This is a genomic window from Streptosporangium amethystogenes (assembly GCF_000721075.1).
Lineage (GTDB): Bacteria > Actinomycetota > Actinomycetes > Streptosporangiales > Streptosporangiaceae > Streptosporangium > Streptosporangium amethystogenes.
Window position 1 is genome coordinate 528,692 of sequence record NZ_JOEQ01000005.1, and the last position, 19,227, is coordinate 547,918.

Annotated in this window: 14 protein-coding genes; 6 read left to right on the plus strand and 8 right to left on the minus strand. The window is 69.5% G+C overall.

What is annotated here, in order from left to right; translation table 11 throughout:
• Positions 1 to 216 precede the first annotated feature (216 nt).
• From IG98_RS48505 to IG98_RS0110250, 4 genes are all read right to left on the minus strand, one after another.
• Positions 217 to 2,385 carry an N-acetylneuraminate synthase family protein gene (locus tag IG98_RS48505; protein WP_342666802.1) on the minus strand — a complete coding sequence of 723 codons (2,169 nt, stop codon included), beginning with the start codon at positions 2,383 to 2,385 and terminating at the stop codon, positions 217 to 219.
• Positions 2,386 to 2,450: 65 nt separating this feature from the next.
• On the minus strand, positions 2,451 to 3,413 hold the full coding sequence (locus IG98_RS0110235) for an alpha/beta hydrolase (RefSeq protein WP_037969781.1): 963 nt from the start codon (positions 3,411 to 3,413) through the stop codon (positions 2,451 to 2,453).
• A gap of 265 nt (positions 3,414 to 3,678) precedes the next feature.
• On the minus strand, positions 3,679 to 3,915 hold the full coding sequence (locus tag IG98_RS44690) for a hypothetical protein (RefSeq protein ID WP_211263927.1): 237 nt from the start codon (positions 3,913 to 3,915) through the stop codon (positions 3,679 to 3,681).
• Between the two features lie 307 nt (positions 3,916 to 4,222).
• Positions 4,223 to 5,269, minus strand: a complete 1,047-nt coding sequence (locus IG98_RS0110250) for a LacI family DNA-binding transcriptional regulator (protein ID WP_030908991.1) — start codon at positions 5,267 to 5,269, stop codon at positions 4,223 to 4,225.
• 159 nt (positions 5,270 to 5,428) lie between these two features.
• Here IG98_RS0110250 and IG98_RS0110255 point away from each other — a divergent pair, with 159 nt between their 5' ends.
• The 6 genes from IG98_RS0110255 to IG98_RS0110280 all read left to right on the plus strand — a co-directional run bounded on the left by IG98_RS0110255 (position 5,429) and on the right by IG98_RS0110280 (position 12,173).
• Entirely contained in the window at positions 5,429 to 6,697 is a 1,269-nt protein-coding gene (locus IG98_RS0110255) for a sugar ABC transporter substrate-binding protein (RefSeq protein WP_245651480.1), read from the plus strand.
• Between the two features lie 155 nt (positions 6,698 to 6,852).
• A complete protein-coding gene (locus IG98_RS0110260) occupies positions 6,853 to 8,376 on the plus strand; it encodes an ABC transporter permease subunit (RefSeq protein ID WP_030909000.1) in 1,524 nt (507 codons plus the stop codon).
• The gene (locus tag IG98_RS0110265; protein WP_030909003.1) at positions 8,373 to 9,209 is read left to right on the plus strand and encodes a sugar ABC transporter permease; all 837 of its coding nucleotides are present in this window, start codon (positions 8,373 to 8,375) and stop codon (positions 9,207 to 9,209) included. Before IG98_RS0110260 ends, IG98_RS0110265 begins: the two co-directional genes overlap by 4 nt.
• A gap of 2 nt (positions 9,210 to 9,211) precedes the next feature.
• A complete protein-coding gene (locus IG98_RS0110270; RefSeq protein ID WP_030909008.1) occupies positions 9,212 to 11,002 on the plus strand; it encodes an alpha-amylase family glycosyl hydrolase in 1,791 nt (596 codons plus the stop codon).
• Between the two features lie 94 nt (positions 11,003 to 11,096).
• Positions 11,097 to 11,366, plus strand: a complete 270-nt coding sequence (locus tag IG98_RS0110275; RefSeq protein ID WP_051751945.1) for a hypothetical protein — start codon at positions 11,097 to 11,099, stop codon at positions 11,364 to 11,366.
• An 84-nt stretch (positions 11,367 to 11,450) separates the two neighbouring features.
• The gene (locus IG98_RS0110280) at positions 11,451 to 12,173 is read left to right on the plus strand and encodes an MgtC/SapB family protein (RefSeq protein WP_245651481.1); all 723 of its coding nucleotides are present in this window, start codon (positions 11,451 to 11,453) and stop codon (positions 12,171 to 12,173) included.
• A 109-nt stretch (positions 12,174 to 12,282) separates the two neighbouring features.
• Here IG98_RS0110280 and IG98_RS0110285 read toward each other — a convergent pair whose 3' ends face one another.
• The 4 genes from IG98_RS0110285 to IG98_RS44700 form a co-directional block, all read right to left on the minus strand.
• Positions 12,283 to 14,013: a tannase/feruloyl esterase family alpha/beta hydrolase gene (locus IG98_RS0110285; RefSeq protein WP_051751947.1), complete on the minus strand. Its 1,731-nt coding sequence runs from the start codon at positions 14,011 to 14,013 to the stop codon at positions 12,283 to 12,285.
• Positions 14,014 to 14,462: 449 nt separating this feature from the next.
• Complete coding sequence (locus IG98_RS0110290) at positions 14,463 to 17,420, minus strand: carbohydrate binding domain-containing protein (protein ID WP_084195243.1); 2,958 nt, start codon at positions 17,418 to 17,420, stop codon at positions 14,463 to 14,465.
• Positions 17,345 to 17,818, minus strand: a complete 474-nt coding sequence (locus IG98_RS48510; RefSeq protein ID WP_084195244.1) for a carbohydrate-binding module family 20 domain-containing protein — start codon at positions 17,816 to 17,818, stop codon at positions 17,345 to 17,347. The genes IG98_RS0110290 and IG98_RS48510 overlap by 76 nt, the downstream gene beginning before the upstream one ends.
• Positions 17,722 to 19,212: an alpha-amylase gene (locus tag IG98_RS44700; RefSeq protein WP_157594265.1), complete on the minus strand. Its 1,491-nt coding sequence runs from the start codon at positions 19,210 to 19,212 to the stop codon at positions 17,722 to 17,724. Before IG98_RS44700 ends, IG98_RS48510 begins: the two co-directional genes overlap by 97 nt.
• Positions 19,213 to 19,227: the final 15 nt, after the last annotated feature.

Below are 19,227 nucleotides of genomic sequence, written 5' to 3' on the forward strand. Positions count from 1 at the left end.
TTCGCCCTCCCCTCCCCAACTCAGATGAACGAACCAAGAGGCCCATGCCACCCCCCGCCTTGTCCTCTGGGGGACGAGCCGTGAGGATGCGCCGGTGACTGGACCGAGGAGAGAAGGGTTGCGAGGAACGAGCGACCCTGAACGACGAGGGAAGTCACCGGGTAAGAGCATCCGAACCGCGACGCGTTAGCGTCGCAGTCAACACAGCGTCGCCATTTACACACCAACGCGCCGCAGGCGGGACTTGGGCGCCTGCTCGCCCGGGAAGACCCGCTTGACGCCGTCGCCCAGGGCGGTCTCGATGATGCGGATGTCGCGGACCAGGTGCTCAAGCCCGGAGGGCTCCAGCGAGGCGGCGTGGTCGGAGCCCCACATGGTGCGGTCGAGCGTGATGTGCCGCTCCACGGTCACCGCGCCCAGGGTCACCGCGGCGAGTGAGATCTGCAGGCCGCGCTCGTGGCCCGAGTAGCCGACCGGCACGCCGTACCGCTCCTGGAGTGTGGTGATCGTGCGGAGGTTGGCCTCCTCCGGGGGGAGGGGATAGGTGGAGGTGGCGTGCATCAGCACCAGCTTGGAGGTGCCGAGCAGCTCCACCGCCCGGTCGATCTCCTCCAGCGTGGACATGCCGGTGGACAGGATGATCGGCTTGCCGGTCGCGGCGAGCGCGCGGAGCAGCTCCAGGTCGGTCACGCTCGCCGAGGCGACCTTGTGGGTGACCACGTCCATGGACTCCAGGAAGTCGACGGACGGCACGTCCCACGGCGAGGCGAACCAGTGCAGGCCCCGCTTCCGGCAGTGCTCGGCGATCTGGGAGTACTCGTCCAGGCCGAACTCGGTCCTGAGCTTGTACTCCATGTAGGTCATCTCACCCCACGGCGTCTGGCGGATCTGGTCGCGCTGCTCCAACGGCACGCAGATCTCCGGCGTGCGCTTCTGGAACTTGACGGCCTGACAGCCCGCCTCGGCCGCCACGTCGACGAGCCGGCGCGCGATGTCCAGGTCGCCGTTGTGGTTGATGCCGATCTCACCGATCACGTAGACCGGCTGTCCGGCGCCGATCAGCGCGTCGCCGATCTGGACGGGCCTGGCGACCGGGGCGAGTCTCAGCTCGGCGCGGGGCGGGGTCCCTCCGGTGACCTTCTCGTCCGCCGGGCGGGCCGCGAGGACCCGGTCGCACAGCTCCCGTACGGCCCCGGCCCCGCCGGGCCTGGTCAGTACGGTCCTGGCGGCTGCGCGGACCTTCGGGTGGGCGTCGGGAACGGTGACGGGCCAGCCGACGTCGCTCATCGGGCCCAGGTCGTTGACGTCGTTGCCGACGTAGGCGACACGGGCCGGGTCGATTCCCTCGATGGCCAGCCAGTCGCGCAGCACGGTCCGCTTGTCGGTCAGGCCCTGCAGGACGGGCACGCCGAGCTTGCGGGCGCGGGCCGCGACCACCGGGTTGTGCTCGGTGGACATGATCATCAATTTGACGCCGGAGCGGCGCAGCAGTGAGATGCCCATGCCGTCGGAGCGGCTGACCGCGACCATCTCGCGGCCGTCCTGGTCGACGTAGGCCCGGTCGTCGGTGTGCACGCCGTCGAAGTCGGTGATCACCGCGTCCACGTCGATCGGTTCTGGCCGGTCCACGAACGGTGCCAGCGCCCGTACGATCTCCAGGTCCTCGGGGGTGTCCACCTCGACGGCGTGCTGAGGGGAGACCCGCTGCACGGCGACGGCGCCGAAGAAACGGTGGCCGTGCTCGCGCAGACCCTCGGCGCGCATCACGTAGAAGGCGCCGGTCTCGCGGAACTGCGGTTCGCGGTCCTGGCGGCGCGGCCGGTGGGAGGGGTCGTGGTTGACGCCCGCGCCGTTCACGCTCCACAGGAACTCGTGCGTCTCCAGCCCGGAGAACACCACGTCGGCGCTGCCGTCCAGGACCTTGGCAATGGCGCCGTCCAGATCGGCGGGGTCGATGAACGCGCTGGTGCACTGCACCAGGATGACCACGTCGGGGACATCGGGGGTGTGGTCGAGCGCGTGGAGCACCGCGGACTCGCTGGAGGAGGTCCCACCGCTCAGCTCTTCCGGCCGGTCGACCACGGTCGCGCCCGCGGCGCGGGCCACCTCGGCGATCCCGGCGTGGTCGGTGCTGACCACGACCTCGTCGACCAGCTTGGCCCGCACACAGGCCCGTACCGCGCGGGCGACCAGGGGACTGCCGCCCACCGGGGCCAGGTTCTTCAGGGGAACGCCCACCGAACCTCCGCGGGCGGGGACAACGGCCAGGACTCGCAAGGTGGCTCCTCGTGACATGCGGCAAAGGCCCCTGAACTGGGGCGTTTGACGAACGCTAGTCACGGGGGTGGCCGGCCAGGGGTGCCTGAGCTGAACGCCCAGAGTCATCAGCCTTAACTTTCGGCGCCCCGATGCCCGGATGGGTACACCCCCCGAGAAGGTGTCCCAGGTCGTCAGGGAGCGGCGCCGATGGAGTCCATGAGCATGGGGAGCGCGCGTTCGAGGCCGCGGCGCCAGTAGGGCCAGCTGTGGGTGCCGGGACCGTAGAAGTCGACGGTCACGTCGACGCCGTTGGCCCTGGCCCGCTCGGCGAAGGTCACGGCCTGGCCGAGCAGGGCGGCCTCGCCCTTGTCCTGCGGCTCGGAGGCGTCGTCCAGCGGGCCGGGGGAGCCGTCGCCGCTGGAGACGAAGAGCCGTACCCCGCGCAGCGCGCCGGTGAGATCGGCCGGGTTGTGGGCGGCCCACTCGGGGTCTCCCGGGGGCCCCCAGAGCTTCGTGGAGTCCTCGCCGTTCCGGTTGAGCAGCCAGTCGACGCCGCCGTTGCCGTCGCGGGTGTGCAGCACCCCGGAGAAGGAGGCGGCGGCCTGGAACATGCCGGGATGGCGGGCCGCGTACGACATGGCCCCGAACCCGCCCATGGACAGTCCCGCCACCGCCCGCCGGTCCCCGGCGCCGTAGTCGCGCTCCAGGATCCGCCGTATCTCGGTGAGGTGGAAGGTCTCCCAGCCGGGGCCGTCGCGCCAGTCGGAGTAGAAGCCGACGGCGCCGCCCTCGGGGATGACCACGATCGCCCGGTAGCCGGAGGTGAGGCTCGCGGCCTCCCCCTTGGTGACCCAGGTGTCGTAGTCGGACTGGCAGCAGCCGTTCAGCAGGTACAGCACCGGCCACGGACCCGAGTCCGGCGTCCAGCCCTCGGGTAGCAGGACCCGGGCCATGCCCTCGCGGCCGAGCGCGGTGGAGGTCACGGTGAGCTCGTGGTCGCGACCGCCCAGCTTCTTCACCGCGACGGCGGGGATCCGCGAGGCCCCACCGTCACGACCGCCGGGCGAGGACGGTGGCAGCAGTGCCATCAGCACCGCCACGACCGCCACGGCGGCCAGCAGGAACACTCCCAGACGTACAGCTGTGCGGTTCACGCCGCCAATACTCCCGCTTCCCGCCGATCACGTGAAGCCCACCGGGCGCGGGGGAGGCCGGCAGGAGGGGAAAAGTTCTCGCCAAAGGGTGTTTGGCACCGGAGGCCGGCCACAGTATGTCTGGATTCGCGGAGGCGGGGTGCTGAAAAGTCCCCCTATCCGCGGCCGTTGAGAGAGGGACGGGCCATGGCGACCCGGCCGTATGTGATCTTCGCGATCTCGGGAAGCCGGCGGGCCTCCCCGGTACCGGAGAGGCCCGCGTCAGTCAGGCTTCGAGCAGCCCCGCGTCGCGGAGCTGGCGCTCAAGATCCCAGCCAGGTGGTTCCCGGGAGGGGGCGGACCAGGTCGCGCCGGCGGCCAGCCAGTCCCGCCGGTGGGCGGAGACGGCCTGGGGCGTGGCGTCCTCGTAACCGAACTCCACCCCGCAGCAGGGGCAGATCTCGAACGAGGGCGTCCGCCCCCCCAGGGCGGATCGTCCTGGGGGAGGCCGCAGACGCGGCACCGGTCATCTGGTCTGGGCACGGAAGTACTCCAAGTTCGTTCGATAGCCGTGCTTAGCCGGGGCAGGGATGAAGTAGGTGCGGATCGTGCCGTTCTTGGTGACGATGCCGAACTCGTTCGAGCGCGGGTGGAAGAAGACGCGGTCACCATTGAGGTACAGATCCTTCCGGTCCGGACACCGCTGATCCCCTCGATCCTTCCTGCCGGGTGGGACGGACAAACTTCCCCACGAACGGTGTCACAGGTCACTTTTGAGACGGGTACCGGTGGCGGGTACGTCATGATCCACCGGATTGCCCGGCAGCGGCTCAGAGAACCGGCTCCGGCGGAGCGTTCCGGTCGTGGGAGGCCCATCGGGCCCGAGTGGACGCGCGGACCACGAGTTCGGGCTGGAAGAGATACTCGGCGGCCCTGGCGGGGCGCCCCTTGATCTCGTCGAGCAGGGCGCGTACGGCCGCGACCCCCATGGCCTGGACGGGCTGGCGGACCGTGGTGAGCGGCGGGTCGGTGAAGGACATCAGCGGGGAGTCGTCGGCGCCCACGACCGAGACGTCCTCGGGGACCCGCAGGCCGTGCCGCCGTACCGCGCGCACCGCGCCCAGCGCCATCAGGTCGCTGCCGCAGACCAGAGCGGTGGCGCCCCGCTGCACCAGCAGGGACGCGGCGCTCTGGCCGCCCTCGACGTCAAAGGGCGACAGTTCGACCAGGTCGTCGGTGTCGTGCCCCAGGCCCAGTTCCCGCAGCGAGGCACGGAATCCGGCGAGCCGCCGCTGGACCGTGGAGTAGCGCAACGGGCCGCTGAGGAACCCGATACGGCGGTGGCCCAGTTCGACGAGGTGGCGCGCGGCGATACGGCCCGCGGTGACGTCGTCACAGGAGACGCAGGGAACGCCGAGGCCCGGGATGTCGCCGTTGACGAACACGATGGGCAGCCGCTGCCGTCTGAGGCCGCGGTAACGGGAGTGGTCGATGGTCGTGTCGGCGTGCAGCCCGGAGACGAAGAGAATGCCGGAGACGCCACGGTCCAGCAACATCCCGACGTATTCGTCCTCACCTGCCCCTTCGGGGGTCTGCGTACACAGAACCGCGGTGTATCCGTGGCGCGCCAGCCCCGTCTCGATCACCTGGGCGAAGAACGGGAAAACCGGATTCTGCAACTCGGCGGTGATCAGCCCGACCAGCCCTGAGCTTCGCGGGCGTAACCCGTTCGGACGCTCGTAACCGAGCACGTCCATGGCGGTGAGCACCGCGCTCCTGGCCCTCGGACTCACTCCGGGGCGCTCGTTGAGCACCCGGGAGACCGTCGCTTTGCTGACCCCGGCCTGCCGGGCGATCTCGTCGAGTCGTGCCGCCATGGTCAGTGATTGTGGATCAGCTTTCTGAAACTCTGCAAGAGATTCTGAAATATTGCCGCAATTTCCTGCAACGCATTCCAAGCTGGATGAACCCTCTGTTAACTTCGGCGCACATCACGGTGCACCCCCTGAAAACCCCCTCCCACCTGGAGCTCAAGCGTGCCCAGACCTATGAAGACCCTCGCCGGAGCCCTCGCGCTCGGCCTTGTGCTGACCGCCTGCGGCGGAAACACCCAGGCGCAGGGGCAGCCCTCCTCGGCCCCGGCCGCCGCCGGCGACACCACCCTGCTCATCTGGGCCGACCAGATGCGTTCGGACACCCTCAAGCCCTTCGCCGAGGCCTTCGCCAAGGAGAACGGGATCAAGGCCGAGGTCGTCGTCGTGGCCCAGAACCAGCAGCAGACCTTCACCACCGCCTCCCAGGCGGGAAAGGGCCCCGACGTGGTCGTCGGCGCGCACGACTGGATCGGCAACCTGGTGCAGAACGGCCTCATCGACCCGATCCAGATGACGGAGGACCAGCTCGCCGGGTACGTGGACGTGGCTCGCAAGGCCGTCACCTACGACGGCCAGGTGTACGGCGTGCCGTACGCGGTGGAGAACCTGGCGCTGTTCCGCAACACCGAGCTGGCGCCGGAGGCCCCCGGAAGCTTCGACGAACTGGTCGAGACGGGCAAGAGGCTCAAGGCCGCGGGGAAGGTCAAGGAGATCGTCGGCTATCCGGTCAGCCAGCAGGACGGCCAGTCCGGCGACACCTACCACCTGTACCCGCTCTACACCTCGGCGGGCGCCCACCTGTTCGGCACCACTGCGGGTGGCGACCCCGATCCGTCCGAGCTGGGAGTGGGCGAGAAGGAGTCGGTGGCGGCGTTCGAGAGGATCGCCAGGCTCGGTGAGAAGGGGGACGGCGCGCTCAAGCGCTCCTTCACCTCCGACAACTCGGCGGCCGCCTTCAACGAGGGGAGGACCGCGTTCATGGTCGCCGGGCCGTGGCGGCTGGCCGACGCCCGCAAGGCGGGCGTGAAGTACGACATCACCCCGGTGCCCGGTTTCAAGGGGGCCGAGCCCGCCCGGCCGTTCGTGGGCGTGCAGTCCTTCTTCGTGGCGAGCAAGGGAAAGAACAAGGCGCTCGCCCAGGAGTTCGTCACCGGCACCCTGGCCTCGGCCGAGGTGGCGCGGGCGCTGTTCGACGCCGAGCCGCGGATGCCCGCCCTGAACGAGGCCCTGACGTACGCGGCGGGCAAGGACCCCGATGTCGCCAAGTTCCAGGCCGCCGCGGAGAACGGCACGCCGCTGCCCGCGATCCCGCAGATGGTGGCCATCTGGGGGCCGTTCAACACGCTCATCCACGCCGCGGTGAAGGGTGAGCCGGTACCTCCGGCGGTCGAGGCGGCCGCCAAGGCCATCGCCGAGCAGCTCGAACAGTGAAGACGAGACGATTCCGGAGCGGGGAGGGGCGTCGTCCTCCCCGCGAGGGGGATGTCCTTCTCGACATCGGGCGCGCGGCTCCGAAAGGCCAGGAGGCCCGGTCACACCAGGCGCCGCCTCCGCCCGACCGGCCCCGCCGCGGACGCGGGCGGGCCGTGGCGACCGGGGCATGGCCGGGAAGCGCGGGTGGGATCGCGCTGCGGGTCCTGGTGCTCGGGCTCATCGTCGCCGTCGCGCTCTGGGCGGTCGCGCCGCTGGTGGCGGCGGAGAACTGGATCGGGGTGGGGATCGTCGTGGTCGTCACCGCCGCCGGTCTCCTCGTCTACCTGACGCCGCGGCGGCTGCCCGCCAAGTACCTGCTGCCCACCACGCTCCTGGTCCTCGCCTTCCAGGTGTTCCCGGTGGTCCACACGATGTCGCTGGCGCTGACCAACATCGGCGACGGTCACCTGGGGAGCAAGCAGGACGCGATCACCGCGATCGAGACCTCCTCCGTCAAGCGCCGGCCCGGTTCCGCCGAGTTCCGGCTCACCGTGGCCGAGAAGGACGGAGACCTGGTCTTCCTGCTGGCGGAGGGAGGACGCGCCTACACCGGCACCGCCGAGGGGCTGCGCCCCCTGGAGGGGGCCACCCTCGGCGCCGGCGGTCGGATCACCGCGGCCGACGGCTACACGGTGCTGACCGCAGGGCAGGCCTCCGCCAGGGGCTCGGAGATCACCGAGCTGGTCGTGCCCGTCGAGGGCGGGGCGATCCGCAGCCAGGGCCTGTCGAGGGCCTACCGGGGTACGGCGACGCTCGCCTACGACGCGGTCTGCGACTGCGTCACCGGCCAGGACAGGATCTGGCGGGCCGATGAGGAACAGGGCAGGTTCGTCTCCGACGACGGGCAGGCGCTGGCGCAGGGCTGGCAGGTCGACGTCGGCCTGGCCAACCTCACCACCGCGCTCACCAACCCGAAGATCAACGCGCACTTCCTCGGCGTCTTCGGCTGGAACCTGGTCTACGCCACGTCCGTCGTGGTGCTGACCGCCGCGCTCGGGGTGGCGGTCGCGCTGGTGCTGCACCATCCCCGGATGCGTGCCGTACGGGCCTACCGGACCCTGATCGTGCTGCCGTACGCCATGCCGGCCTTCGCGATGCTGCTGGTCTGGCGGGACATGTTCAACACCGACTTCGGACTGATCAACAAGATGCTCGGGCTCGACGTCGACTGGCTCGGCGCCCCGCTCACCGCCCGCCTGTCGGTGCTGCTGGTCCAGCTCTGGCTGGGTTTCCCCTACATGTTCCTGATCGCCACCGGGGCGCTGCAGACGATCCCGTCGGAGTATCTGGAGGCGGCCCAGGTGGACGGCGCGACCGCCTGGCAACGGTTCGTGAAGGTCACGCTGCCGCTGCTGATGCTCGCGCTGGCCCCGCTGCTGGTCTCGTCGTTCGCGTTCAACTTCAACAACTTCAACGGCATCTTCCTGGTCACCGCCGGAGGCCCGTTCCCCGCCGACAACCCGACGATGGGGGCGACCGACCTGCTGATCACCTACACCTTCCGGCTCGCCTTCGGGCAGCAGGGCGCGCAGTACGGCCTGGCCTCCGCGATGTCCGTCTACGTCTACCTGATCGTGGCGGTGCTCTCGATCATCAGCTTCCGGCGTACCCGGGCCTTCCAGGAGGTGGACCGATGAGGAGCGGACTGGTCCTCCGGCACCTGGTGGCGATCACCGTCACCGCCTTCGCCCTCTTCCCGATCCTGTTCGTGATCTCCTCGGCGCTCAACCCGCTCGGCACGCTCAGCTCGGCGACCCTGTTCCCGAGCGGTGCCGGCCTCGCCAATGTCACGGACCTCTTCGAGACCACGGCCTTCCCGACCTGGTACCTCAACTCCGTTCTGATCGCCGGGCTCACCGCCGTCCTGTCGGTGACGGTGTCGGCGGTCTCCGCCTACGCCTTCAGCCGCTTCCGCTTCGCCGGTCGCCGTACCGGCCTGGTGGCGCTGCTGGTGATCCAGGCGTTCCCGCAGTTCCTGGCCATCGTCCCGCTGTACGTCATCTTCAGCGTGATCAGTGACAACTGGCCCGTCTTCGGGCTCAACAGCATCTGGGGTGTGGTCCTGCTCTACATCGGCGGCCAGGTCGGCGTGAACACCTGGCTGATCAAGGGTTTCTTCGACACGATCCCCCGGGAACTCGACGAGGCCATGCTGATCGACGGCTGCACGCCCACCCAGGCGTTCCGCAAGGTGATCCTGCCGCTCTCGGCACCCATCCTGTCGATCAGCGCGCTGCTCGTCTTCATCGGGACGATCAACGAGTTCCTCATCGCCAGCGTCTTCCTCACCGGCGACGACGCCCGCACCCTCGCGGTCGGGCTGTTCAGCCTGCTGGCCGACCAGCGCAACGCCAACTTCGGCATGTTCGCGGTGGGCACGCTGCTCACCGCGATCCCGACCGTCGTCGTCTTCCAGTTCCTGCAGAGATACATCGTCCACGGGCTCACCGCGGGCGCGGTGAAAGGTTGATCATGATTGACCGGGGATTCCATCACGACGGCTCGCCAGACCACGTCAGCACGGAGGCACCGGAGCCGGGAGAGACGGTCACCGTCTTCGTCCGCACCCCGCGAGGCCACCGCTCCGGCGTGCACGTGCGGACCACGCCGGACGGCGAACCGCACTTCGCCGAGGCGGTGATAGACCGCGAGACCGAGCGGGAGACCTGGTGGCGGGCCGACATCGTGGCCCGCAACCAGGTGACCGGCTACCGCTTCCTCATCGGCGGTCCGGACGGCTACCGCTGGCTGACCGCCTCCGGCCTGGCCACCCACGACGTTCCGGACACCACCGACTTCAGGCTGGTCACCCACACCGCCCCACCCGAGTGGGCGGCCGGCGGTGTGATCTACCAGATCTTCCCCGACCGGTTCGCCTCCTCGGGCACGGCACGCGACCTGCCGCCGTGGGCGATCCCCCGCGGCTGGGACGACCCCGTCGCGGGGAGCGGGCCCGACACCTCGCGGCAGATTTTCGGCGGCGACCTGGACGGTGTCCGCTCCAGGCTGGACCACATCACCGCCCTCGGCGCGGACACCCTCTACCTGACGCCGGTCTTCCCCGCGGCCTCCAACCACCGCTACAACGCCTCCTCCTTCGCCGAGGTCGATCCGCTGCTCGGAGGCGACGCGGCCTATCGCGCGCTGATCGACGAGGTGCATCGCAGGGGCATGCGCATCCTGGGCGACCTCACCACGAACCACTGCGGCGACACCCATGCCTGGTTTCAGGCGGCGCTGCGGGACAAGGGCGCCGCCGAGCGGGAGATGTTCTTCTTCACCGACGACGACCTGGGCTACGAGGCATGGATGGGCGTTCCCTCCCTGCCCAAGCTCGACTGGTCGAGCGAGCGGCTGGCGAGGGCGATGGAGGAGGTCGTCCGCGGCTGGCTCCGGTTCGGCCTGGACGGCTGGCGCATCGACGTGGCCAACATGACCGGCAGGCTCCGCCAGGCGGACCACGCGCACGAGGTGGCCCGGCGCATCCGGCGGGCGATGAACGACGAGTGCCCGGACAGGCTGCTCGTCGCCGAGCACGCGCACGACGCCACCGGCGATCTCGACGTCGGCGGCTGGCAGGGGACGATGAACTACGCCGGCTTCACCCGCCCGGTGTGGAGCTGGCTGCGAGGCCCAGAGGTCCACCTGCCGTTCCTCGGGGTTCCGGCGGAGGTGCCCAGGATCGGCGGTGGCGACGCGGTGGCGACGATCCGTGCCTTCTCCGGCCACATGTCGTGGCGCTCGCTGGTCCACTCCTGGTCGATCCTCGGCTCCCACGACACCGCCAGGATCCGCACGATATGCGGAGGGGATCCCGCCCTGGTGGAGGTCGCCGCCGGGCTGATGCTCACCTTGCCCGGCACGCCCATGGTGTTCGCGGGCGACGAGATCGGCCTGGAGGGCGCGTGGGGGGAGGACTCCCGCCGGACCATGCCCTGGGACCGGCCGGAGAGGTGGGACCAGGGCACCTTCGGTGTCTACCGCGACCTGATCGCGTTGCGCCGGGGCGAGGCCGCCCTGCGCCACGGGGGCCTGCGCTGGCTGCACGTCTCCGAGGACGCCGTGGTCTACCTCCGGGAGCGCGCGGGCGAACGCCTGCTGATCCTGGCCGCCCGCGCCGCCCACCGGCCGGTGCGGCTCCCGCTCGGCGCCCGGTGCCTGCCCGTGTACGGCGACGCGGAACTGTCCCCCGAGCCCGACGGCACCGTCGCGCTGCCCGCCGACGGCCCGGCCTTCCACATCTGGCGCCTGGCCCGGAACTGAGGAGCCGGGGCGGGCAAAGTTCTCATCAAACGGCGTTACAGGCCACGTACGGCCGGGGATTTGCGACAGTACGTCGTGATTCACGGAGGCTGTCATGGTCAAGGGAACCGCCACCGCACTGGATGGCAGAGCGGGCGACCAGATGGGCGGGTCGGAGCGGCCGCACGTCAGCCTGCCGGTGATCGGCACGCTGACCGTGCCACCGGTGGATCGACTGGTCTTCTACGGTGTGCTGGGCGCGCTGGGCGCGTTCGGAGTCGTCGAATGGCCCCTCGTGCTCGTCATCGGGATCGGTCACTATCTGACCGAACAGCGGTTCTCGCCCTTCCTCCGGGAGGCCGGGGAGGCCGCGGAGGTGGCGTAGCGAGGAAGGAGACGCCGAGCGGCGGCCCGGCCCTTCCCGGCGGACAGCGGCCGGGAGGGGACCCGCCGGCCCAACCTGGAGGTGGTGGCGCTGGCACCTCTCGGTGACCTGGCAGGACAGGGCTGGACGCAGCTCGGCGAGCTGGCCCTGGCATTCGTGCTCTCGGCCGCGATCGGCCTGGAGCGGGAGATCCGCCAGAAGAGCGCGGGGCTGCGCACCCACACCCTGGTCGGCTTCGCCGCCGCCCTGATCATGCTGGTGTCGAAATACGGTTTCGCCGATGTACTGGGAGAGCACGTCTCCCTCGATCCGTCCCGGGTGGCCGCCCAGATCGTCTCCGGCATCGGCTTCATCGGCGCCGGCCTGATATTCGTCCGCGGCGACGCGGTCCGCGGTCTCACCACCGCCGCGGCGATCTGGCTCACCGCGGCGGTGGGCATGGCGGCGGGAGCGGGACTGTGGTTGCTGGCGGTGGCCGTGACCGCGGGGCACTTCGCGACGGTGTTCGTGCTCACCCCACTGGCCGACCGGCTTCCCCGGTCCAGGTACGTACCCTCGCGGCTCCATCTGACCTACCTCGACGGGCGGGGCGTGCTCCGGCTGGTGCTGGCCGAATGCACACGCCGGGGATTCGGCGTGGACGAGCTCTCCGTCGACCAGCGCGGCGAGCACCGCGCCCCGGCGACCGTCTCGCTCTGGCTCACCGTGCGCGGTGCCGGCCAGATAACGGAACTGACCACCTCCCTCTCCGAGATAGACGGCGTACTCGCCGTGGTGAGTCAGGACACGAGCGCGGCCGGGTTCTGAGAGCCGCCTCTCCCCGGGCCGCTGAGCGAGGGCCCCGGCCACCCTCGGGCCGTACGTGATGCCGGGTGGCCGGGCGCGCTCGTGATGGCGCGGGTAGGAGACGCCGGGCTCAGGCGCGGCGAGTGAGCCAGGTCTCGGACGGCCGGCAGACGAGTTTCGTGCCCACCGCCGTGCACCGGGTCTGGTAGCCGTGGGAGTACAACCGCTCACCGAGCCAGTGGTAGTCGGAACGTGACTCCTGGCGGGGTGTGTGGGCGACGAAGTTCGCCGCGTCGTCGATGCTGCCCGTACCGTCGTAACGCGCGACCGTGGGGTAGGGGTAGACCGGCCGGGTGCGCGTGACGGCGCCGTTCGCGACATTCGACGCGATGATCTTTCCGGGCTCCCGGCCGCTCTCCACCCACGCCATCACGGGGGTGAGGATGTCGAAGCTGTTCGGCCCCTCGCCACCGCCGCAGTGCGCGACGCCGGGGAAGAGGTAGAGCCTGGTGAACGTGTCGACGGCCTGGCGCCCCATGGTCTTCCGCATGGCGTCGTAGTACGCCAGGGTGCCCTCCGGCGAGATGTGCTGGTCGTTCCAGCCGTGCCAGAGCAGGAGTTTGCCGCCGTCACGCTGGAAGCCGCCCAGGTCCGGATCCATCGCGGAGAGGTAGCTGGAGGACTGTACCGTCTTCCAGAACGACTCGACGGTGAACTTCAGGTCGGAGAGCCGCCAGCCGGGGTTCACCACGTTCGGGTAGCCCAGGTACCGCGCGAAGCCCAGTACGAAGTTCTCGCTGCCCACCGTCTGCCCCTGTGCCGTCGGCACGAACAGAAACCATTCGGGCTCGGAGCCCCACTCGTGGGCGATCGCGGGCTCAAGCCGCTGACCGCGCGCGTCGACCGCGCCATCGTGCAGCCGGCGGACGACACCGGCCTCGGCCGGGGACAGGCACGTCGAGGGGGCCTGGCCTGACGCGCACCGCAGCGTCGCCGGGTCGAAGTCGCAGCGCCGCGGGTCGTCGATCACGCCGTCCGGCACGCCGTCCAGCCCGTCACAGGCGGCCAGCACGGCGCCGTGGATCAGCGGGAGCTTGGCGGAGAGGAGGACGTAGTCACCGTTCTTGTCGAGGTTGGTCAGGACGTTCCACGCGTGGTGGAAGGTGTTCTGGACGACCATGTTGTTCGCGGGCGCGCCGGCGGCGATGCCGTCGAAGTCCTCGGGGAAGCGCTGGGCTTCCATCAGCGCCTCCCGGCCACCGTCGGAGCAGCCGTTGAAGTAGGAGTAGACCGGGGGCCTGCCGTAGAACCTGGTGATGATCGCCCGGGCCACCTGGGACGTCACGTGCACGCCGCGGTAGGCGAAGTCGATCTGCGCCTGCGGGTTGTGCGCGGCCCAGGACCCGTCGTTCTGGCCTTGGTGCCCCATGTCGGTCGTCGCGGCGGCGATCGTGCCGTCCGCGATCGGCGGGCAGGTCGACGCCTGCGTGTAGTTGATGTTGGAGCTGCCGCACAGACCGCCGCAGCCGGTCTGCACGTAGCGCTGCGTCCAGCCGCTGACGGGTAGGCGCATGGCGATGGTGTCGGCCGGGGCGATGGTCCCCCGAACGTCGCAGTACGGAGCCGGCGCACCCGTGGTCGAGACGGTCGCGGACCGGATCGTGACCGGTGCGTCGGTGACGCCGTCCAGGTCGAGGCCTGTCACGTCGGCGCAGTCCATCACCGGGTCCAGCGCGGGCAGGTCCGCGAGGCCCTCCGCCGTGACCGGGTGGTGCCGGGGCCGGATATCGGCCGCGGCGCTCGGACTCCCGGCCGGTGCCAAGGTCGCCACCAGGATCGCGACGATGACGGCACCGGTCATCGACCTGGACCGATTGCGCGTACGTCTTATGACGCCTGATCGGGACATCGTGCCGCGAGCGAAGAATCCACGCATGGACAACCGCCTCCTCGGATAGGCGTGTGCCCTTCTCGTCGGGCAACGCCACGGCTGGGCTGAACCGTTCATGAAGGTTACGAAAAATGTAAACAATCTGGCAAGGAATCTTGTTCACAGAATCTTCGCTACGTTTGCCGCCGGAGTGTCAGCCTCTCGATCCTGGAGGGCCGGGCTCGCAATACGCGGAGGTTGACCTCGCGGAGGGCTTCGCGAAGCTGATCGGCTCCTGACGGCCCGCGCCCACCGCGACGCCCTGGCGGGGGAGCCGGAGCCGACCGCCGTCGGGGGAGTGCGGCATCGCGCGTGGCGGAAGGCACGACACCGCCCGGATCCGGCCTCCGAGCCGGTCCGGGCGGTGCCGTCGGGCGCGGTTACCTCAGGTACGGTCCCGCGACGCCGATCTTGCCGGGAGCGGGGTTGCCGGGCAGCGCGAGCACATAGGCCCTCATATTGCCCTTGCCGCTCAGCGAGATGGTGAGCGTTCCACCGGTGACGGTCCTGCTGTCACCGGTGACGGCATCGACGTAGGTGCCGTTGGGGATGCCGGTGAAGGTGGCGTTCCCGGAGACCGAGACCAGCACGAAGCTGTCCACGGACCCCTGTGTGAAACGACGCTTGTAGGCGATGCCGCCCGAGACCCCCTCGGTGGAGTACTGCCCCTTCTGCAGCGCCGGGACGGCCCTGCGGATCTGGTTGAGCCGCTGCACGTGCTTGACCAGCGGTTTGTCAAGGGTCTGCGCCACCGCGCCCGAGGCGCTGGAGACCGTACCGAAGCCCGAGGCGGTGACCGATCCCGCCAGGTGGTCACCGAAATAGGCGCGTCCCGTGGTGGCCAGCGGGCAGGTCGGCCCGCAGTCGATCGGCTTGCCCGCCTGGAACTCGATCTCCGAGCCGTAGTAGAGCGTCGGAATGCCGCGGAAGGTCCACATCAGGCTCATGTTCTCCGCCCAGGCGTCGGTGCCGCCGGCGTAGCGGACCGAGGACTTGTTCGGGCCGTAGTCGTGGGAGTCGACGTAGACGGTGTTGTAGGTGGCGTCGTTGTAGCTGTCGTCGGAGTCCTTGCCGTTGCCGAACGCGTTGGACGCCTCGCCGAAGTTCATGTGCATGCGCATGTCGATGACGTTCATGCCGGAGAACCCGCTGTGGTCGGGCGCGTGGTAGGTGTTGCCGTTCAGCGTGGCGTTGGTGCTGGTGGGCTGGTTGCCCGGACCCATCAGGTTCTCGTAGTCATACTGCTCGACCGCCGCCCGGACGTCGTCGGCGCTGTACTCCTTACGTTCCTTCCAGGTGAAGAACTGGGCGGAGTGGTTCACCGAGCCGCGGTTCCACTTGTCGTGCACGAACGCGGCGACCTCGCCGAAGACGTAGAAGTCCTTGGCCTTCTCCGCGCCGAACCTCGCGGTCGCGTGCTCGCGGATCGCGGGCAGGAACCGGCGGTTCCAGGTGACCCTGGGGATGTGCACGGCGGTGTCGACGCGGAAACCGTCCACGCCCATGTCGATGTACCTGTTGTAGGCGTCGATCAGGTAGTCCTGGACGACCTTGCTCTCCGTGTTGAAGTCGGCCAGGTCGTCGTGCAGCCAGCAGCTACGGGAGTCCTCGCCCTCCCAGTTACCGATCCAGCACTGGTGATAGTAATTTGCGGGGAACATGCCGGAGGTCGGGTTCGGCCACTGGCAGTTGTAGATGCGGTACCCCTCGGGGCTGCTCCACTGGGTGGGAGTGCCCCAGTTGCGGCAGGTGTTGCCCGCCGGCTCGGTGGTGGACCACTGGTCGCCGTTGTACGGCCTGCCCTTGGCCATCGCGTTCTGCGCGGCCGTCAGGTCCGGGGCGTTCCCCTGATGCTCCTGCATCGGGTCGTACTCCCGGCCCGCCTCCTTCTCGCTGTAGAGCCACTTCCACTGGTCGTCGCGCGCGCCCCACACGGTGGGGGTGAACAGGCCCTTGGCGCCCCAGCGGGAGCTGTGGTTGTAGACGACGTCCTGGTAGATCTTGATGCCCCTGGCGTGGGCGGCGTTGATCAGGTCCTGGTACGACGTGCCCTCGGACTCCAGGCGGGGGTCGACCCGGTAGAAGTCCCAGCCGTGGTAGCCGTGGAAGTCGTAGTCGGAGCGGTTGAGCACGACCGGGGTGATCCACAGGGCGGAGAAGCCGAGGCCCTTGATGTAGTCGAGCTTGTCGACCAGGCCCTTGAAGTCACCGCGGAACATCGGGTCGTTGTTCGCGGCGTTGCCCGACTTCACATGCTGGCTGCCCCCCCGGTTGTTGGAGGTGTCGCCGTCGGCGAACCGGGCGGTCATCACGAAGTAGATGGAGTCCTCGCGCGGGTCGCCGCCGAGCGGGGTGCCGCCCTTGGGCTCCTCGGGCTTCTTCCCGGTGGTGGCGGTGGCCTCCACGCTCGCATCGGAGAGGTTGCCGGCGGCGTCCCTGGCCTGGACGGTGTAGTGGTAGAGGGTGTTCTCCGCCAGGCCGGTGTCGGAGTGCGCGGTGGCCGTCACGTCGACGACCTTGGTTCCCCCGGTGCCGCCGGTGCGGGTGACCTTGTAACCGGTCACCTTGACGTTGTCGGTGGCGGCGCTCCAGGTCAGCGCGATCGAGACACCGGTCGCGGCCGCTGTCACACCGGTCGGCGTGCTGGGCTTCTCGGTGTCCGGAATCTCGGGGACGCACGGGTCTGCGGCGTTGCCGGTCACGACGCCGTTCTTGACGGTGCTGACGCCGGTGCCGATGGTGTAGTCGGCGCCGCCGTTGTTGTCCCAGGTGCCGGAGCCGTTGTTGAAGGCGGCCTTGAGCCCGGTGGCGGTGCCGAGGGCGACGGTCTTCTTGGCCCAGTCGGTGCAGGCGGTCTCGTTCATGGCGACGCCGGGGACGGTGGTCCAGGCGCCGCCGGTGGGCTGGTAGTGGATGTTGGCGGTCGTCCAGCCCCTGGTCTTCTTGTGGAAGTAGACGACGGCCTGGTTGTCCGGTACTTCGCCTCCCGGGCACGGGTTGCCCGACGTCACCTGGCCGCCGGAGACCTTCACGGTCCCGGTGCCGATGGTGTAGTCGGCGCCGCCGTTGTTGTCCCAGGTGCCGGAGCCGTTGTTGAAGGCGGCCTTGAGCCCGGTGGCGGTGCCCAGGTCGACGGTCTTGTCTGAGGGCGCGTTTGGGAGATGAGCGCATGGGGGTTCCTCTGTGCGAGGCGGTGAGGGGACGGTCCGGGGCGCCGCCGGGCGCCCCGGATGGTGGGCCGGGCCGAGGCCCGGCCCGAAGGTCAGCGCCAGCTGTCGTTGCGCGTCGCGGCGCCGCTCGCCGGGGTGGTGAAGGATCGGTTGGGGTCGCTCTCCCACGTCACCGAGCCGTCGGGGTTCTTCTTGATGTACTTGTAGGAGACCGCGGTGTTGGCCGGCAGGTTGGCGGTGACCTTCCAGACCGGGTAGGCGGCCGAGGAGAGCGCCACCGCGTTGGCGGGGTTCCAGCCGCCCAGCTCGGCGATGTCGCCGACCACGAAGACGTTCTGGCCGTAGGAGGTCGTCACGTTCGCGTTGAAGGAGGTGGCGACCTTACCGGGGTTCACCGTCGGGGTGGGGCTGGGGTCGGAACCGCAGGGGGAGGTGGCGTTGGCGGTCACCACGCCGTTCTTGACCGTGCTCACCCCGCGGCCGATGGTGTAGTCGGCGCCGCCGTTGTTGTCCCAGGTGCCGGAGCCGTTGTTGAAGGCGGCCTTGAGCCCGGTGGCGGTGCCCAGGTCGACGGTCTTATGGCGACCGCGCTCCTGCCGGGGACGGTCACCGAGGCGGAGCCGTTCGAGCCGACGGTCACCGTGCCGCCGCCCACGTCGTTGGCGTAGGTTCCGGCGGGCAGGCCGGTGGAGAAGGTACGGGTGACGCTGCCGCTCTCGTTGTTGATCGCGACCCAGCCCTTGTCACCGCGGCTGAAGGCGATCACGTTGTTGCCGTTGTCGTACCAGTTGCCGACCGAGGTGCCGGCGACGGCGCGGTTGAAGCCGACCATCCCGCTCATCTGGCGGTGGAAGCAGGTCCACTGGCCGTTGCCGCAGTTGGCGTCGGTGACGAAGCCGCCGTTGGCGGACGGCGGACCGCCCTCGCCGTTGCTCCAGGTGAACCCGGAGTAGACCCTCGGTGTCCCGTACGGCCAGGCGAGCATGAAGACGTTGGCCAGCTTGTAGGCGTCGCCGTACTTGTAGTTCATGGTCGAGCCGTTGCGCTCGGTGTCGTGGTTGTCGATGAAGACCACGGCCTTGTCGCTGGGCACCGACAGCCCCCAGCTCTGCCCGAAGCTCTGCAGGTTCTTGATCTGCCCGGCGAACTGCTCCTTGAGCTTGCGCCCGTACACGAACTCGTGCACGTCGCCGATCCCGGTGTACTGGCTCGGCGTGATCGCCTCGTTGTCGCCCTGGATGACCTCCTGGTGGATGTAGGGCGAGCCGGTCAGCTTGCCCTTGATCGCGGCCAGGTCGCCCGGGTTGATGTGCTTGGCGGCGTCGATGCGGAAGCCGTCCACGCCCAGGGAGGTCAGCTTGTTGAGGTAGCCGGCGATCTGGTTGCGGACGTACTCGGAGCCGGTGTTGAGGTCGGACAGGCCGACCAGCTCGCAGTTCTGCACCCGCCAGCCGTCATTGTTGTAGTCGGAGTTGTTGATCCCGCAGACGGGGGAGTGGAAGTCGGCGGAGGAGTAGAGCCCCGGGTAGTCGTACTTGCCGAAGCCGTAGCCGCCGTAGCTGGTGCTGCCCTGGCCGGTCATGTGGTTGATGACGGCGTCGGCGTGGACCTTGACGCCCGCCGCGTGGCAGGCGTTCACCATGTTCCTGAACGCGTTCTCGTCACCGAACTTGCTGGTGAGGGTGTAGCGGGCGGGCTGGTAGATGTCCCACCAGACCGAGCCGCCCTTGGACATCGAGTCACTCGGCGGCGAGACCTGCACGGCGGAGTATCCGGCCGGGCCGAGGACGTCGGTGCACTCCCTGGCGACGGAGTTCCAGTTCCAGTTCCACAGCTTGACGATCGGGCCGGGGGTGGGCGGTGCCGCCTGGGCGGGGGGGCTCAGCGCGATGGGCACCACGACCGCGGCGCTCGCCAGCGCGCTTAACGCCGTGGCAACGATGACTCTGTAGGGTTTCATGAGTGGGGGCCTCCA

Coding starts and splice junctions, on each gene's coding strand:
- IG98_RS48505 (WP_342666802.1), bottom strand. CDS start 2,385: ATGACTCTGGGCGTTCAGCTCAGGCACCCCTGGCCGGCCACCCCCGTG.
- IG98_RS0110250 (WP_030908991.1), bottom strand. CDS start 5,269: ATGGCGGCACGACTCGACGAGATCGCCCGGCAGGCCGGGGTCAGCAAA.
- IG98_RS44700 (WP_157594265.1), bottom strand. CDS start 19,212: ATGAAACCCTACAGAGTCATCGTTGCCACGGCGTTAAGCGCGCTGGCG.
- IG98_RS0110275 (WP_051751945.1), top strand. CDS start 11,097: ATGGTCAAGGGAACCGCCACCGCACTGGATGGCAGAGCGGGCGACCAG.
- IG98_RS0110270 (WP_030909008.1), top strand. CDS start 9,212: ATGATTGACCGGGGATTCCATCACGACGGCTCGCCAGACCACGTCAGC.
- IG98_RS0110285 (WP_051751947.1), bottom strand. CDS start 14,013: ATGACCGGTGCCGTCATCGTCGCGATCCTGGTGGCGACCTTGGCACCG.
- IG98_RS0110265 (WP_030909003.1), top strand. CDS start 8,373: ATGAGGAGCGGACTGGTCCTCCGGCACCTGGTGGCGATCACCGTCACC.